Annotated in this window: 14 protein-coding genes and 1 pseudogene; 10 read left to right on the top strand and 5 right to left on the bottom strand. The window is 60.6% G+C overall.

Annotation, left to right across the window (positions count from 1 at the left end; translation table 11 throughout):
- Positions 1-20 precede the first annotated feature (20 nt).
- The 4 genes from rfbA to A0U93_RS08625 all read left to right on the top strand — a co-directional run bounded on the left by rfbA (position 21) and on the right by A0U93_RS08625 (position 3481).
- Positions 21-905: a glucose-1-phosphate thymidylyltransferase RfbA gene (gene rfbA / locus A0U93_RS08640; protein ID WP_147151072.1), complete on the top strand. Its 885-nt coding sequence runs from the start codon at positions 21-23 to the stop codon at positions 903-905.
- Positions 906-983: 78 nt separating this feature from the next.
- Entirely contained in the window at positions 984-1541 is a 558-nt protein-coding gene (rfbC, locus tag A0U93_RS08635; RefSeq protein WP_077806998.1) for a dTDP-4-dehydrorhamnose 3,5-epimerase, read from the top strand.
- Positions 1541-2437, top strand: coding sequence for a dTDP-4-dehydrorhamnose reductase (gene rfbD / locus A0U93_RS08630; RefSeq protein WP_077806997.1), 897 nt, complete (start codon positions 1541-1543; stop codon positions 2435-2437). Before rfbC ends, rfbD begins: the two co-directional genes overlap by 1 nt.
- Before the next feature lie 39 nt (positions 2438-2476).
- Positions 2477-3481 carry a glycosyltransferase gene (locus tag A0U93_RS08625; protein WP_245824787.1) on the top strand — a complete coding sequence of 335 codons (1005 nt, stop codon included), beginning with the start codon at positions 2477-2479 and terminating at the stop codon, positions 3479-3481.
- Here the strand turns inward: A0U93_RS08625 and A0U93_RS08620 are convergent.
- The 4 genes from A0U93_RS08620 to A0U93_RS08605 form a co-directional block, all read right to left on the bottom strand.
- Positions 3421-4233: an RluA family pseudouridine synthase gene (locus tag A0U93_RS08620; RefSeq protein ID WP_077806995.1), complete on the bottom strand. Its 813-nt coding sequence runs from the start codon at positions 4231-4233 to the stop codon at positions 3421-3423. The two genes, A0U93_RS08625 and A0U93_RS08620, sit on opposite strands and share 61 nt — an antisense overlap.
- Entirely contained in the window at positions 4230-6914 is a 2685-nt protein-coding gene (locus A0U93_RS08615; protein ID WP_077806994.1) for a DNA translocase FtsK, read from the bottom strand. The genes A0U93_RS08620 and A0U93_RS08615 overlap by 4 nt, the downstream gene beginning before the upstream one ends.
- Before the next feature lie 282 nt (positions 6915-7196).
- Positions 7197-7916 carry an ATP-binding cassette domain-containing protein gene (locus tag A0U93_RS08610; protein WP_077806993.1) on the bottom strand — a complete coding sequence of 240 codons (720 nt, stop codon included), beginning with the start codon at positions 7914-7916 and terminating at the stop codon, positions 7197-7199.
- The gene (locus A0U93_RS08605) at positions 7913-8638 is read right to left on the bottom strand and encodes a hypothetical protein (protein WP_147151034.1); all 726 of its coding nucleotides are present in this window, start codon (positions 8636-8638) and stop codon (positions 7913-7915) included. Before A0U93_RS08605 ends, A0U93_RS08610 begins: the two co-directional genes overlap by 4 nt.
- A 54-nt stretch (positions 8639-8692) precedes the next feature.
- On the opposite strand from A0U93_RS08605, the gene A0U93_RS16420 reads away from it, so the two are divergent.
- The 5 genes and pseudogenes from A0U93_RS16420 to A0U93_RS08585 all read left to right on the top strand — a co-directional run bounded on the left by A0U93_RS16420 (position 8693) and on the right by A0U93_RS08585 (position 15532).
- Positions 8693-8986, top strand: a complete 294-nt coding sequence (locus A0U93_RS16420) for a hypothetical protein (RefSeq protein ID WP_147151032.1) — start codon at positions 8693-8695, stop codon at positions 8984-8986.
- 120 nt (positions 8987-9106) lie between these two features.
- Entirely contained in the window at positions 9107-10489 is a 1383-nt protein-coding gene (locus A0U93_RS08600) for a hypothetical protein (protein WP_077806991.1), read from the top strand.
- Between the two features lie 106 nt (positions 10490-10595).
- Positions 10596-11409, top strand: a pseudogene (locus A0U93_RS08595) (IS5 family transposase).
- A gap of 199 nt (positions 11410-11608) precedes the next feature.
- Positions 11609-14731 carry a TonB-dependent receptor plug domain-containing protein gene (locus A0U93_RS08590; RefSeq protein WP_245824786.1) on the top strand — a complete coding sequence of 1041 codons (3123 nt, stop codon included), beginning with the start codon at positions 11609-11611 and terminating at the stop codon, positions 14729-14731.
- A gap of 234 nt (positions 14732-14965) precedes the next feature.
- Positions 14966-15532: a carboxymuconolactone decarboxylase family protein gene (locus tag A0U93_RS08585; protein ID WP_077806989.1), complete on the top strand. Its 567-nt coding sequence runs from the start codon at positions 14966-14968 to the stop codon at positions 15530-15532.
- A 57-nt stretch (positions 15533-15589) separates the two neighbouring features.
- Here A0U93_RS08585 and A0U93_RS08580 read toward each other — a convergent pair whose 3' ends face one another.
- Positions 15590-16081, bottom strand: a complete 492-nt coding sequence (locus tag A0U93_RS08580) for a redoxin domain-containing protein (RefSeq protein ID WP_077806988.1) — start codon at positions 16079-16081, stop codon at positions 15590-15592.
- Between the two features lie 85 nt (positions 16082-16166).
- Between A0U93_RS08580 and A0U93_RS08575 the strand changes: the two genes are divergently transcribed.
- Positions 16167-16814 (top strand): TetR/AcrR family transcriptional regulator, encoded by a 648-nt coding sequence (locus A0U93_RS08575; protein ID WP_077806987.1) that lies wholly within the window; start codon positions 16167-16169, stop codon positions 16812-16814.
- Positions 16815-16828 lie beyond the last annotated feature (14 nt).

Here is a 16828-nt window from a genome sequence, read left to right as displayed (position 1 = left end):
CGATCACGAACGCAGCGCCCATGAAGGGCATCATCCTGGCCGGCGGGTCGGGGACGCGGTTGCATCCGATGACGCTGGCGTCGTCCAAGCAGTTGCTGCCGGTCTATGACAAGCCGATGATCTATTACCCGCTCTCCACGCTGATGCTGGCGGGTATTCGGGAGATCATGATTATCACGACGCCGCATGACATGCCGCAGTTCCAGCGCCTGCTTGGCGATGGTTCGCAGTTCGGCGTGCGGTTCGAGTATCGGGAGCAGCCTTCGCCGGACGGTCTGGCGCAGGCGTTCCTGATTGCCGAGGACTGGCTGGAGAATTCGGCCTGTGCGCTGGCGCTGGGCGACAACCTGATCTTCGCCGATCATCTGGGCGTTCTGTTGCGGGCAGCGGCGAAGCGGCCGCAGGGGGCGACGGTGTTCGCCTATCAGGTGCGCGATCCGGAGCGTTATGGCGTGGTGTCGTTCGACGAGAGCGGCCGGGCGCTGGAGGTGGTCGAGAAGCCGGAGAAACCCGAGTCCAACTGGGCGATCACGGGGCTTTATTTCTACGACAAACGGGTGGTCGAACTGGCCAAGAAGGTGAAGCCGAGTCCGCGCGGGGAGCTTGAGATCACCGACCTGAACCGGATGTATCTGGAGGAGGGCACGTTGCAGGTCGATCGTCTGGGTCGTGGCTGTGCGTGGCTGGATGCCGGGATGCCGGACAGCCTGATGCAGGCCGGCACGTTCGTGCAGACCATCCAGTCCCGTCAGGGCATGCTGGTGGGATCGCCGGAAGAGGTGGCGTTCCGCATGGGGTTCATCGACAAGGCGCAGCTCCGTGAACTGGCGACGAAAGTTAAAAAGACGGAGTTGGGGCGGATGCTTTTCGAGCTTGCCGATCATGGGCAGCATCCCAATCATTGAACTGGACGGGGAAACGAACGGGCCGTCGGCGCGCTTTGACGACGGTTCCCCAGTTTATCCAGCAGCGAGGCTGAGTGCATGAAGGTTGAACGGCTTGAGATTCCCGACGTCATTCTGGTGACGCCGCCGCGTTTCGGTGACAATCGGGGGTTCTTTTCCGAGACGTATAACCTGCATCGGATGACCGATGCGGGGATCGATCTGCCGTTCGTGCAGGACAATCAGAGCCTGTCGCGCCAGAAGGGCGTTGTGCGTGGATTGCATTGCCAGGTGTCGCCGCATGTTCAGGGCAAGCTGGTGCGGTGCACGAAGGGTGCGATCTGGGACGTGGCGGTGGATGCGCGGACGGGATCGCCGACCTATGGCAAGTGGGTGGCGGCGGAGCTTTCCGAGGAGAACTGGTCGCAGCTCTGGGTGCCGCCGGGGTTCCTGCATGGTTTCGTGACGCTGACCGAGAATGCCGAGGTGCAGTACAAGTGCACCGACGTTTATGACAAGGCGTCCGAGCGGGCGGTGATCTGGAATTGTCCGCATATCGGCATCGACTGGCCGATCAAGCCGGAGGAGGCGGTGCTGTCCGACAAGGATCTGGTGGCGCCGCATTTCACCGAAGCGAAGGGGTGGTTCCATTACTGATGGCTGAGAACATGCAGGGCCCGATCCTGGTGACGGGCGGTAACGGGCAGCTGGCGACGTCGCTGGTCAATCTCGGCGGGTCGCGGATCGTGCGGGTCGGGCGACCGGAGTTCGATTTCGACAGGCCTGAGACGATTGCGGCGGCTGTCGGGAAATACAGCCCGGCGGTGGTGGTGAATGCGGCGGCCTGGACGGCGGTCGATCTGGCGGAGACCGAGACCGAAGGCGCGGAGCGGGCCAATAACAGTGGTCCGGCGGCATTGGCCGGGGCCTGCGCCGCGGCGGGCATTCCGTTCATCCATGTCTCGACCGATTATGTTTTTGCCGGGGACAAGGGCGCGCCGTATCTGGAGACCGATCCAGTGACGCCGCAGACGGTTTACGGCCGCACGAAGGCTGAGGGCGAGCAGGCGGTGCTGGCGGCCAATCCGCGCAGTATCGTTCTGCGGACGTCGTGGGTTTATTCGGCGCATGGCAAGAATTTCGTCAAGACGATGATAAATGCGGGCGCGAAGAACCCGCAATTGAAAGTGGTGGGTGACCAGCGCGGCAATCCGACCAGTTCGGACGATCTGGCGGCGGCGATCCTGGCGATCATCGGCAGGATCGAGCAGGGTGGCTGGCAGGATTCCTATGCCGGGATCTATCATGCCAGTGGCCAGGGTGAGACGACGTGGCATGGTCTGGCCGTGGCGGCGCTGGAAGAGGCGCGCGAGCATGGGCAGGCGATGCCGGGCGTGACGGCGATCCGCACCGAGGACTGGCCGACGCCGGCGAAGCGACCGCAGGATTCGCGGCTGGATTGCGGCAAGCTGACGCGGGTTTTCGGCGTGACGTTGCCGGACTGGCGTGAGAGTGTGGCGCGGACGGTACGGACGTTGTTCGCCGCGCCGTGATGGCCGGCTGACGATGACCGCGACGCGGTAGGGTTGGCGATGTCTGAGAGCGGTGCAGCGCGCCGATGGTTACCGCGTATGGTTCGTGGAACGGAGGAGCAGGGTGGGCGTGTCGGGCAACCGGTCGCGATCCTGCTTTCCGTTTATAATGGGGAGGCGTTCCTCAACGATCAGCTTGACAGCATCGTGGCTCAGACGGACCCGAACTGGGTGGTTTACTGGCGCGACGACGGATCGGACGATGCATCGCGGGCCATCATGCTGTCCTTTCAGGCGCATCGTGGGGCCGGGCGTTGTGTGGAGATCACGTCGCATCCGGGGCGGCTGGGGATTGCGGATTCCTACATGGCGTTGCTTGCCGGGGTGCCGGTGGGGGCCTGCGTGGCGTTTGCCGATCAGGACGATGTCTGGCGGGCGGAGAAGCTGGCCTGGGCGATGGCGACGATGGGCACCGGGGCCGCCGGGGAGCGGCCGATCCTGTATTGCGGGCGGCAATATCTGACGGATGCGGCCCTGAAGGTACGGGCGGAATCGGCGGTTTTTCGGCGGGCGCCGGGGTTCGCGGCGGCGCTGACGCAGAATATCGCCACGGGGCATACGATCGTACTGAATGCGGCGGCGGTGGCGCTGTTGCGTGATTTCGGCCCGCCTGCCGGGGTTCTGCACGACTGGTGGGCGTATCTCGTCGTGACGGCGGCGGGGGGGCGCGTGGCGGCTGATCCGCGTTGTGTCAGTTATTATCGGCAGCATAGCGGCAATACGGTCGGCGCGCATCCTTCCTGGATGTGGCGTGGCTGGGCGGCGTTGCGGCGTGGGCCGAATATGTTCATGGCGATTTTCGACGCCAATGTGGTGCGTCTGTCGGCGCGGCCGGAGCGGCTGGATGCGACGGCGCGGGCGATTCTTTCGGATTTGCGGGCGTGTCTGTCGCAGGGTGTGCGGGCGCGCTGGCGGGTCTTGCGCCGGTGGCGCGGGCTGGTGCGTCAGACGCCGTCCGAGACGCTGGTTTTCCGGCTCTGGTTCCTGCTTTCCTCGCGGCGGTAGCCGAGGCGGGCGAGTGTGTCGGCCATGGCGGGCGGTGGCGTGGCGGTGGCGTCGATCCGTTCCGTGCCGGGTGTGAGTTGCAGGCGACGGCTGAGCAGGTGCAGCGGCGCGGTGGTTTTTTCGGGATTGTAGAGCGGGTCTCCGAGGATCGGGCAGCCGAGGGCGGCGCAATGGACGCGGGCCTGATGTGTGCGGCCGGTGTGCAGCGTGAGTTCCAGCCATGTCAGGCCATTGGCGTGGCCGAGTGTGCGCCAGTCTGTTCGGGCGGGTTGGGCGTCCGGCGAGGGGGTGGCGATCATGCGCCAGCCGCTGGGGCTGTCCTGACGGGCGAGGGGGATGTCGATCGTGCCGCTCTCGCTGGCGGGCCTGCCGGTCACGACGGCCCAGTAGGTCTTGCCGACGCGATGGGCGCGGAAGCATTCCTGGGCGTCGAGCAGGGCCTGTTTGCGGAGGGCGATGAGGACGCAGCCGGCGGTGTCCGCGTCCAGCCGGTGGGCGAGCCAGGGGCCGTCCGGGCGGCGGCTGAGGGCGGGCAGGGCGTCTTCGAGGGTTCGCGTGGTGCGGGGGCCGGGATGGACGGGGAGGCCGGGTGGCTTCTCGACGACGACGAAGCGCGGGGAGCGGTAGAGGATCGGGTAGGGGAAGAGGGGCGGGGCGCGTTCGCCGTCCGGTCTGTTGGTGCTGTCCCTGTGGCCACCCCTGTGATTGTCCTTGTGGTTGCCGCCGTTGGGGCGACGGCGCGGGGGTTTCATTCGTCGTCGTCTGTGGTGCGCCGGACCAGGATCTCGCGTTTGCCGACGTGGTTGGCGGCGCTGACGATGCCTTCCTTTTCCATCTGTTCGATGATTTTGGCGGCGCGGTTGTAGCCGATCGAGAGATGGCGCTGGATGAAGGAGGTGGAGGCCTTGCCTTCGCGCGCGACGATCTGCACGGCTTGGTCGAACAGGCTGGTTTCGGCGTCGTAGCCGCCGCCGCTGCCACCGTTGCCGCTGCTGCTCTTGGCGTCGGCTTCCTCTTCCAGTCCGGCGATGACGTCGTCGTTATAGACCGGCTCGCCCTTGGAGCGCAGGTCGGCCACGACGTCCTCGACTTCCGCGTCGCCGACGAAGGGGCCGTGGACGCGGGTGATGCGGCCGCCGCCCTGCATGAACAGCATGTCGCCCTGGCCGAGGAGCTGTTCGGCGCCCTGTTCGCCCAGGATGGTGCGGCTGTCGAACTTGCTGATGACCTGGAAGGAGATGCGCGTGGGGAAGTTGGCCTTGATGGTGCCGGTGATGACGTCCACCGACGGGCGCTGGGTGGCCATGATGACGTGGATGCCGGCGGCGCGGGCTTTCTGGGCGAGGCGCTGGACGGCGGCTTCGATTTCCTTGCCCGCGACCATCATGAGGTCGGCCATCTCGTCGATGATGACGACGATATGGGGCATGGTTTCGAGGTTGAGCTGTTGTTCGTCGAAGACCGGCCGGTTGGTTTCGGGGTCGAAGCCGGTCTGGACGCGGCGGGTCAGGAGTTCGCCGGAGGCGCGGGCCTCTCGGACGCGCTGGTTGTAGCCGGCGAGGTTGCGGACCTGGAGATGGGCCATCGAGCGGTAGCGCTTGTCCATCTCGCGCACCGTCCATTTCAGGGCGGAGACGGCCTTGTTGGGTTCGGTGACGACGGGGGTCAGCAGGTGGGGGATGCCGTCGTAGATCGAGAGTTCGAGGATCTTGGGATCGATCATGATCAGGCGGCACTCTTCCGGCGAGAGGCGGTAGAGCAGCGAGAGGATCATGGCGTTGACGCCGACCGACTTGCCCGAGCCGGTGGTGCCGGCGATCAGCAGGTGCGGCATGCGGGCGAGGTCGGCATAGACGGGGTTGCCGGCGATGTCCTTGCCCAGGGCGAGGCTGAGCTGGCCGGATGCGTTGCGCCATTCCGGGGCTTCGAGCAGTTCCGAGAAATACACCGTCTCACGCGAGGCGTTGGGGACTTCGATGCCGATGACGTTGCGGCCCGGCACGGTGGCGATGCGCACGCTGAGCACGGAGAGCGAGCGGGCGATATCGTCCGCCAGGCCGATGACGCGGGCGGAGCGGATGCCCGGTGCGGGTTCGAGTTCGTAGAGCGTGACGACCGGCCCGGCATGGATATCGCCGATCTGGCCCTGCACGCCGTAGTCGCTCAGCACCGTTTCCAGCAGGCGGGCATTGGCTTGCAGCACTTCCTGCGAGGGGCCGGTATTGGCGTGGGGTGGGGCCTTTTTGAGCAGGTCGAGCGAGGGGAGTTTCCAGTCGGAAGGTTCCCAGCTCGACGGGCCGGGTGTGGGGCGCGCGGGTTCGCGCTCGGCGGGGCGTTCGCCGCGCAGGCGGCTGAAGAAGCCGCGCTTGAAGGTGCCGATGGGCTCCGGCGTGTCGTTGTCCTCGTCCTCATCCGCCAGCGTGTCGGCCGGGGGTGGCATGAGCATCGTGTCCTGTGCCGTTTCGGCGACGGGGGCGTGGGTGGCCGGGCCTTCGAAACGGCCGTTACCGCGTTCGGCGGGCAGGGGTGCGGGGGGCGTCTCCCGGTCGCGCGCGATGCGGGCGAGCTGGTCGGCATAGGGGTTCGAGGGGGCCGGGCGGGGTTCCTCCGGCGTGGCGGCGCGACGGGAGGTGGCTTCGGCGAAGGCGTGTTCGTCGTCCTGGCCCGGGGGTTGCAGCCAGCCGGTATTGGCCGGGGTGAAGGGGCGTCGCCGGGCGGGATCGGCGGCGCGCGGGGCGTCGTAATCGGTCCGGGGGGCGTATTGCGCCTCGTATTGGCGCCAGTCCGGCGGGGTGGCCTGGGACTTGCCGTTGAGGCGTTGCACGATGCGGTTGGGCTGACGGGCGAGGGTGTTCGCGCCGCGCCACAGGAAATTCCATTCCCGGCGTGTCAGGCCCATGGAGAGTGGCAGGAGCAGCAGAAGCAGCAGCGCGCCGAGGACCACGCCGACGAGGCTGCCTGCGTGGCCGAGTTCCGCCTGTCCGGCGCCGACCGCGCGTTGGGCGAGGCTGAGGCCGATCTGGCCGCCGAAGCCGGCGCGGGCGGGCCAAGTGGTTTGCAGGGCGGGGATGAGCACCTGGATGGAGGCGACCGTGGCGGCGAAGACGGGCAGCAGGAAGATCAGCGAGAACAGGCGCACCAGCGGGGCGCCGAGGCGGTGGTGGCGGGCGATCTGCCAGGCCCAGGCGACGAGCACGACGATGGGCAGGCCGCTGGCCAGGCCCAGCCATTGCACGAGGCCGTCGGCGAGGGAGGCGCCGATCTGGCCCAGGAGGTTGGTTGGTGCGGCGCCGGTCGCGGTGTTGAACGACGGGTCGAGTGGGTTGTAGCTCCACAATGCCGCGGCCAGTGCGGCGGCCAGGACGAGCAGGCCGAGGCCGCCGAGTTCGGCGAGGCGGGCACGGAGTTGCCCGCGAAGCTTCGGCGAGGTCATACCGGGGGTGGTGAGTCGGCTGAACGAGGCCAAGTATCGCGATCCTGTCATCATGGGCCAGCCGTGGCGCGTGGGCGGCGGCGGGACTCTGCTGCATTCGGGCTTTGGATGAACTATAGCCGCGAAGTGCTTAAGAACAGAAGGAAAGTTTCGGGTCGGGATCGTCGATAGAGGGTTCGTGAGGGGATTTTATGGCGGAACGGGCTTTTTCGGCAGGAAAGAAAGGTGGCCCAGGTGGGGTGTCCGCTGTCTTTGGTGGCGTTGTCGCAGCGGGGTGGTGGTTCAGTGGCGCAGGCGTTCGATGGTGCGGGCTTCGAAATCCCGGAGGTCATGGTTGGCGTCCGACAGGTCGTGTTCGGTGAGGTTGAGGACGATGCGGCCGTTCGCGAGCATGGCGCCGCCGGTGCAGCATTGTGCCAGTGTGGTGAGGTCGTGCAGGGCGGTGATGAGTGTGAGGCCCTGGGCGACGCGGGCTTGCAGGGCGTGTTTGAGGTCGTAGGTGGCGACGGGATCGAGCCAGTTGAAGGGTTCGTCCAGGATGACCGTTCCTGTGTCGGTCGTGAAGGCGAGGGCCAGAGCGACGCGTTGGCGCATGCCGGCGGAGCAGTCGCCGATCCAGCGGTCGAGCATGTCCGACAGGCCGAGGGCGTGGCCGAGGGGGCCGAGTTGCCTGGTGAAGGTGTCGGGGTCCGGCGTGACGAAGCCGAGGAGTTCGCGGACGCGCAGGGCGTCCGGCAGGGTGTCGGCGGGTGGGGCGAAGCCGATGTGGCGGGCGCGGTGTTCGCGGTTCGTCGTGATGTCGGTGTTGTCGAGGGTGCAGGTGCCTGTGGCGAAGGGCAGGCGACCGGCGGTGGCGCGCAGGAGGGTTGTCTTGCCGGAGCCGTTGGCGCCGATGATGCCGAACCATTGGCTGCGGTGGATGGAGAGGGAGATGTCCTGCACGGCGAGACGGGTGCCGCGTGCGACGCTGACGTTCCGGAGGGTGAGATGCGGGTTGGTCATGGGAGGCGCCAGGTTCGGGTTCGGGCGATGCGGTGGAGTGCGGTCAGCAGCAGGGCTGTGACGAGGAGGAGGATGGACACGATGCCGACGGGGCCGGATGCGATGAAGAAGGCGGCGGTGAGGACGTAGGCGAGGAGGATGAGGGTCAGGAGGGCGTCGCAGGTTCGGCGGTTGTAGAGGCGGTGGAGGAAGACGGTGAGGACGGCCGTGATGCTGCTGACGGTCAGCAGGCCGCCGGTGATGGCGAAGCCTGCTGCGCCGAGCAGGCAGGGTGCGGCGGGGAGCATGATGGTGGCGAAGCCGAGCAGGCCGTGAATGTGGTGCCGGAGGGTGGTGGCGCAGCCGAGGCCGGCGATGGCCATGAAGCGGATTGTTGCGTGGTCCATGCGGGAGAGGTGCGCGAGGGACAGGAAGGCAGCGATGCCGAAAAGCGGGAGGAGGATGTGGGGTGGGCTGACGCTCTTGAGGGCGGCGGTGGTGGCGAGGATGACGATGGCCTGGGCGATGCCGTTGCGGAAGGTGGGGAACCGGAAGCGTCGTTGGCGTGGGGGTGAGAGCGGCGCGCGGGTTTTTGACGGAAGGGGAACGAGATTTGCTGAAATATAGCCCGTCAGGACGGGTATAGCTGAACGGTAGTCCAGGATTGTCGCGATCACGGTCATGATGCCGCAGGTTGTTATATGAATGGCGGCGGTATAGTTTTTGCGCGTAATCGGGTTCATGTACGCGGTAAGCGGGCCATATGTTTCGTGAAATCGCAGGCGCGCTGAAGTATAGTGTCGAGCGATACGGGCTATTATGGCTCCGGTAAAAATTCCGAGAGCGATGATGGCGGGGAGATTTGCTTTTTCCATTTCCGTGTGAATGCCGGCCAGGAGAAAGACCGTAACGCCGGCCGCCAGGAGACGATCGAACCATTTGGGGACGAAAGACGCAATGACGCGGCGGAGAAGAAGACTGTCCAACGAGAGGACAGGGGTCCGCGTATTAATACTCTCCATTTTCCGAATCTGGGGTGCCGCAGTATCATTCATTATGTCGGGTTTACTCTTTTTGACCAGTTTCTGTGATAAAATCTTTCGAGATTGGCCGGAGGAATGGTTGCTATAAAAATAGCGTCACTTCCTAATTTTTATGGAATGCGGGTATAAGGCGACGGCGTTAAAAACAAGATTTTCTCCCAACCCCACATGATTTTTGTGCAGGAAGATATGTATTTATTAAACCATGCATGCAAGGTGGCACATTACAAAGACGGATCATTCTACTTCACAGATATCGCAAAGGTTGAAAAAGAATTTTCGGTACGGGTGAATATAAAAATCGACCTGGGAAATGAAGAAGACCGTTTCATTTTCATGGAAAATGACATTGAGCCTATATTGTGCTATATTTCACCTTTTGGAGAAGTTTTTGCTGAATACAACGAAGAGGACAACACCTTCTCGTTCATAAGCAACGATAAGAAATATTTATGCTACGACTATAGGTCATCTGGCGACGAAAGTTTATTTTCCTTCTCGAGAGACAGTATAAGCTTATGGGAGAAGTTTATGCTGCTGGATGAGGCCTTGCTCGACAAGGTCGCTGTTTCCCTGTCCAAAAGCTGGGTGTCCAGACGTAACGGGAATTTGTATGCAGGCTCCGAAATATATTTCGGAAGTCCGTTCCTGATGTCCATAGGGCCATTCGATATTGATTTTCGACGCCAGAAAATTGAGGATTTCGGTGAGTTTCAGTTGAGGGCGTTTGTCGATTCCTGGAAGGTGGAACTGTTTTCATTATATAACCCTCTGATTTACATCACGGCATACTCAAGTAAAAGCGTCATGGACCAGTTGAGTATCTGCATTAAATCGCTGCGAAAGTTCGGTGATTTTAGTGGAAAGATTGTTGTTATGACCGACAGCAATATTGAGCACATACGGACGCTTTGTGACGAACTGCCGTTTTCTCGACTTCAGGTTGACAATAAGTATCCGAAAGATTTCGTTGGGTATGTTTCTTCGAAGTTCAGTATTATAAACGAGGAGATGTATAAAGAATATCAGCCGATAATGTATCTTGACCCGGATATTGTTTTTGACAGGCCTGTGGAGCCGATGTTGGTAGAGGCAACGGCATCTGGGAAAATATGTGCGGCTCTGGAGGATTTTCACCGGTTGAAAACTCATCCGGCAATTGGTGCCGGCTTGATACAACTCGACCATATTGAAGTCAGTAGCTATGCCGCTGGATATAATGGTGGAACGATTATCATCCCGAACACAAAAAATGGTGTAGTAAAGGATTTTTTCGATATTGCCCGCAGAACTATTACAAACATTGGAAAATCATATGGAAGGGGTTTTAATGTCTGGGTGGACCAGGAGGTTATAAACTATCTGTCTTATAAGATATACAATGTAGATACATCGTGCATATCCAAATATGCAAAATATGTCAGCAATGATCCGGAAACATTGCGCGACGTCTCCGGATTCGTTCATTTCTGGGGACATACTTCCGAGCAAAAATATGAGAAAATGTCAGAATATTTCCAAAAACTGGAGAAAATATACTTGAACCAGTGATAATTTGTTATCTGGTTTCGTGTTGAGTTCGTTCAGGTATTTACAATGCGCGAACCCGCCCTCAGAGTCTGTTTGGAAGATTCGTCTGATGTGATTCAGGCTCTGGATATGGACGCCAGAACAACGAGGCCGAATGGCCAACATGACGCGCAAGACGAAGCGTTATCCGTCTGATCTGACCGATGAGGAACGGGAGCGGATCGCGCCATTGATGCCAGACCCTGGGCGTCGTGGCTGTCCAAGGGGAGGGTGAATTCTGCGAGGTCATCAACGCGGTGCGCTATCTTGTTCGTTCAGGGTGCGGTTGGCGCATGCTGCCGATCCATTTCGGACACTGGCGCACGGTCTAATGGCTGGTTTCGTGAGTTGGCGCGACGGTTCCTGTTCCAGACCATTCATGACGTTGAACCGATGCCTCGACCGGGAGCAGGCAGGTTGCGAGGCCAGTCCGACAGCGGCGGTGATCGACAGCCAGAGCATCAAGGCACCTCATGCAAAGACAAGGGGTTACGATGCCGGCAAGAAGGTCGCCGAACGCAAGCGCCCTATTGCTATCGACACGGACGGGCGCCTGCTGATGGTCAATCTGGGCCTCGGCCGATATCTCCGACAGTGCCGGCGCCCAGATGATCCTGGATGCAATCCGCAGGCGTTGGCCATGGGTGAAGCATCTGTTTGCGGATGGCGCTTATGCCCTTTTGAAGTTGATGGGCAAGGCGACCTATCTGGATTTCATCGTCGAGATTATCCGCCGCCGCGTCGGAACAAAGGGTTTCGAGGTGCTGCCGCGACGCTGGGTGGTCAAGAGGACTTTCGGCTGGATGACCGGTTGGCGGCGGCTCGTGCGTGATGACGAGCGTCGCCTCGACGTGTCACAGAATATGATCTTCGTCTCCATAGGCGCTCATCTCATGCGCTGAAATGTCTACGCGTGATTTTCCAAGCGGGCGCGTAGCAATCCTTCGTTCAAGTCAAATCGTGTCTTATTTGCAACATAATCTCCCGAACGACATCGGAATGATCCTGGGTGGCAACAATTTAATTGTGTCTTCGCGAAACGCTGAACAACTTTGCCGCACATCGGACATAGTCCGCAATCTTGGTATGCAAAGTTTTACGATGTCTCTCACAATGACCTACACCAAGGCCCATCGAACACTCCTGCTGCTTGGTGCGACCGTTTTGTCAACGCACTCGGCGTTTTCCGCCACAACATCTTCGCAGGCCACGCCTAATCACAAGCGGCACCACCATCCTGCTTCGCAGGCCGCGCAGCCGGTCGTCGCTCCGGTTGTGCAACAAACAGCCCCTGCATCTGCGACCGGGGTGACATCGGCTCGTCAGGCTACCGTGACCCAAGCGCAGACTGATGCGACACAACTCCCGGTCGCGTCTTCAGGCAATGAGAACATCGTCGTCACCGGCACGCTTTTTCATGACCCGAATGCGACGAGTTCATCGGAGATTACGCACATCACACGTCGGGACATGGCGGCGCGTGGCTTGAAGACGGCCAACGATATCGTCCAGCAACTCTCGTCAAACGGTGCGGGTAATCTCACCAGCCAGTGGAGCGCCGGGGGTGGCTTTTCACCGGGCGGTTCGGCCCCTTCATTGCGGGGTCTCAGCACCGATTCGACGCTTGTGCTGATCGATGGACAGCGAAACTCCTATTATCCGCTTGCTGACGATGGCGAGCGAAATTACGTCGACACAACCTGGATTCCGCAGTCGATCCTGGAAAGTACGGATGTCCTGCAGGATGGCGGGTCGGCGACATACGGTGCTGACGCCGTTGCGGGTGTTGTGAACTTCACGACGCGTAAGGAGATCAAGGGCTTCGAAGGCAATGCCGAAGGTGGCCTGACGCAGCGTGGCGATGCGGGTCATCAGCGCCTGTATGCGACCTATGGCCATGGTGATCTGAACAACGACGGTTACAATTTTTACGTCAACTCCGAGTATCAGCAGGACGATCCGCTTTATTACCGGCAGTTGCAATCGCCCTTTAACAATGGCGATCTGACCGGCATCGGTGGGTCGAATGGCAACACCAATACCCTGATGCCGGGCACCAACCAGTTCAATTCGACCTATACCGGCGCCACACCTACGGCGATTGCACGTCCGTTCGTTAATGGCGCGGGCGTTGGGGGCTATGGTTTGCTCAATCCTGCCGCTGGATGCGGCAGTCTGCCGCCCGTTACGGGTACCGGCTTCACGGGGGGAAGCGATACCTCGACGACGCAGGCCTGCACGCAGAATGCCAAGCAGTATTCGATGATCGCACCGGATATACGTCGTGTCAGCGCGACTGCGCATTTCACGGCGAATGTGACGGATAATTCCCAGCTGGTTGCAATGTTCAACTGGTCACAGGCGCGCACGGTCACTACCGGAACGCCTTCTGCCTATGCTGCGGCCACGCAGTCAGAACTTGTGACGACGAGCCCGACGGTTCTGCCCTGGCAATTGCCCAACGGTCAGCTCAACCCGAATGACCCTTATGCCGCACAACACGAAGATGCTCAGGCGGTCGGCCTGTTCCACCAGATTCCCGTCAACTCGGATACCTCCAACAATTTCCGTGGATCGGTTCGGTATTCCGGTTGGGCGCATTCCGATTGGGGGTCGGATTGGGACTACAATGCCGACTTTGTGGGGATGAATACCCTGCTCAATCAGGTGCAGACCGGCGAGCCCTATATCAGCCATCTGCAAAACGCCATCACGAATGGGACGTATAACTTCGTTAACCCATCGCAAAATTCCCAGAGCGTCATAAACTACATCATGCCGCCCGCGACCATCAATGCACGCTCACAGGAGTATTCCGGACAGGCGACGTTGAGCAAAGGCCTGTTCAAGCTGCCTGGCGGCATGGCGCGCCTGGCGATTGGCGGCAATATCCGCTACGAAGCCGTCAACGATCCCAATGCCAACCCGCTTGATCTGAACAACCCGGGTAATCAGTGGGCCAGCTACAACCCGGTCGACGAGTTTGGCCACCGCTGGGTTGAAGCCGGCTTCTATGAAGTCAGCGCGCCGATCGTCAAGCAGTTCAATATCGATACATCGGGTCGTTTCGATCACTATTCGGAAGGCTTCAGCCACTTTTCGCCAAAAGTCGGCTTTCAGTTCAAACCCATCAAGCAGATCACTCTGCGTGGCACTTTCAATCGCGGGTTCCGCGTGCCGAGCTTTGCCGAAACCGGTGGTCAGACCGAAGGTTTCGTGCCGGTCTCCTGGGGCACCAGCCCCGCCGTGCAGGCGTGGCAGAACACCCATGGTAACGACTCTTATGTTCAGTCGGGCAATTATCTGGGACAGTTGAACGTCGGCAATCCCAACCTGAAGCCGGAAGTATCGACCAGCTATACCATTGGCCCGGTTTTCAAGCCGACCAACTGGATGACGCTCTCCTTCGAATACTACTACATCAAGAAAAACCACTATATCACGAGTGGCATTCTGAACCCGAACGAATATTTCAATCAGTGGATTGAGAACGGTGGGACGAATGCGGGAATGCCTGCCGGGATTACTGTCGTCCAGGGTCCGAAGGACAGCAACTACCCGAATGCGCTGGCCGCCCCGGCCTATGTTGCTGGTGAATATATCAATGCCAAAAGCCAGATGACGGATGGCTTTGACATGTCGATCAGTGCGCACGCCCATCTGCCAGGCGCTCTGCATAATATCCTGTGGTACAGCAATGGCTCGGCGACCTTCGTGCGGCGTTTCAATCAGGTCAATCCGGATGGATCGGTCTATCGATTTGCTGGCACATTGGGGCCTTACGCTGCCGTTTCCGCTTCGGGCACGCCGCGCTGGCGGGCCAACTGGGCCAACACCTTTGCCTACAAAAACCTGTCGGTGACGCCCACGGTTTACTACACCAGCGGCTATAAAACGGTGGCCGATGACTCCGGCGTGGCATCGCCTGGTGCCAACGGGCTTTACAGCCATAGCTGTGCCAATGCCCTGGGCAGCGCGAGCGTGCAGGTGAACGGGCCGGCTTATCCGACCCAGTGCCGCGTCAAGGGTTTTTGGGACGTCGATATGACCGTCAACTATCAAATCAATAAAAGGTGGTCGATGTATGCGAACGTCTACAATCTGCTGGGTTTCCGCGCACCGCTGGATTACGCGACCTATGGCGGATATCTCTACAACTCGTCCTGGTCCCAGAAGGGCGTGATCATGCGTTCCTTCCAGTTCGGCGTGAACGTCACGCTTTAATGAAACACGATGCGTAGCGCTGTTTGAGGTGCTGCGCGTTCTGGCGGGTTACGGCCTGTTTGAAACCCGCCGATTGCCGGACTGGGCGACGAGGATGAGGCGAAAGGTCTGAAAGCGCTCTGCTTATTCCAGCGCGGCATAAGCGTTAGTCCCGGACGCTCCCTAGGATCACGGCAATCGATCGATCAAGTTCCTCTCCGTCACCTAATCCTTGGCAGAGAGGAAACCAGACCAATGACCCAATTCACCGCTTATACGACCGACACCGCTCCCGAAGCGGCCCGCCCCATTTTCGAGGGTGTCAAGGGTGCCTTCGGCTTCGTGCCCAACCTGCAATCCTACATGGCCGAGTCACCGGAGTTGCTGGCAGGCTACACGGCGCTTTGGGATCTGTTTTCCAAGACGACACTGACCGCTCATGAGCAGCAGGTCGTTTACCTCACCTCGAACTACGAGAATGAGTGCCGTTACTGCATGGCCGGTCATACGACGCTGGCCAAAATGCAGAAGATGGAAGCGGGCGTGATTGAGGCTTTGCGTGCCGGCAAGCCCTTGCCGGATGCGAAGCTGGAAGCGCTCCATCACTTCACGACGTTGGTTGTCCGCAACCGCGGCCAGGTCGCGGATGCCGATGTCGACGCTTTTATCAATGCCGGTTTCACCCGCCGCAACGTGCTTGAGGTTGTGCTGGGCGTCGCCACCAAAGTGATGAGCAATTACACCAACCACATTGTTCACACGCCCCTCGACGATTTCATGAAGGGGAATGAATGGACGAAGCCGACCGGCAACGCGTCGTGATTTTCGGGCGCCCGGCATGATGCCGGGCGCCCTTTTTTTGAAAGCTGGGCCGGCGTTTTATTTCGATAACGAACGCATGAACGCGACCAGCCGGATCGCGTCTCCCGGAACGAGGCGTCCGATGGCGCGGGTCGAATACACGGCATTCACGATCGAGCCATCCGGTGCGAGGATGAAGCCGGTCGTTTCCAGAAAATGGCCTCGGCTGGGGTGGTGCATGTCATAGGCTCCGGTGTTTTCGACGATTGTCTCAACGTCGGCGGAATGGCCCAGTGGGAATGGCCAGTGATGTTTCGCGGCAAACATGGCCGACGCCGCTTCGTCATCCACCGAGAACGCCATTACGTCGATTTCGGCCTCCGACAAGACGTTGGCGGCCTGCGCGAATGCGGCGATCTGTTCATTGCAGAACGGGCACCAGTGACCCCGGTAGATCAGGATAACCCTATATTTTTCGTTGAGGTCTTTCGCCGGGCGCAGTGTGCCTCCCCCGACTTTCGGGATCGCGAGATCCGGGAAGATATCGCCGTTCTTGAGCTGTCCTGTCATTTTCGTCCTCGTTGATATGGACAATGGCGTCGTGGCATGCGACTTCCGGAATGGACTGTCCAGTCCATTATGGTGGAATTGAGCCATGACCCGCGAGAGGACGATTGCAAACCGCCCGTTGACGCCCCGTGGCGCGGCGACGAAGCAGCGTATCGTCGAGGCGGCCGCCGAGTTGATTTATCTGCACGGCGCTGAAAACGTGAGCCTCGACACTGTGATGGACGTGACGAACACCAGCAAATCCCAGCTTTATCATTACTTCGCCAATAAACAGGCGCTCATCCGCGATGTCATTGACCTGCAAACCAGTCGGATCGTGGCCGCCAACGCACAATCCCTCGGTGCGCTGGATTCCTTCGTCGCGTTGCGTGCATGGGGCGACATGATTATTGCGGCGTTCCGGGCCGGTGGCGGCATTGGCGGCTGTCCGATCGGCTCGCTGGCCAACGAGTTGGCAACACGGTCGGAAGAAGCAAGGCTTCAGCTCAGGCAAAGCTTTTCAAGCTGGAGCAGTGTCATTGAGAACGGCTTGTGCCGGATGCGGCGGGCCGGTCAGCTGGACGCCGATACGGATGTCGCTGCCATGGCCGTGGCGATGGTCGCGGCGGTCCAGGGCGGAATAGTTCTGGCGAAAACGAGCCGCGAAACCCGTCCGCTGGAACTCGCCATCGACATGGCGCTTGCACACGTAAAACGACATGCCGGTGTCGCCGGGCGGGAGCTTCCATTCTGAGAGTGGGTGGCGGG

The organism is Neoasaia chiangmaiensis, from assembly GCF_002005465.1.
In the GTDB taxonomy this organism is placed as follows: domain Bacteria; phylum Pseudomonadota; class Alphaproteobacteria; order Acetobacterales; family Acetobacteraceae; genus Neoasaia; species Neoasaia chiangmaiensis.
The sequence above is the reverse complement of the archived record's forward strand: the minus strand, read 5'-3'. Positions and strand labels throughout refer to the sequence as shown.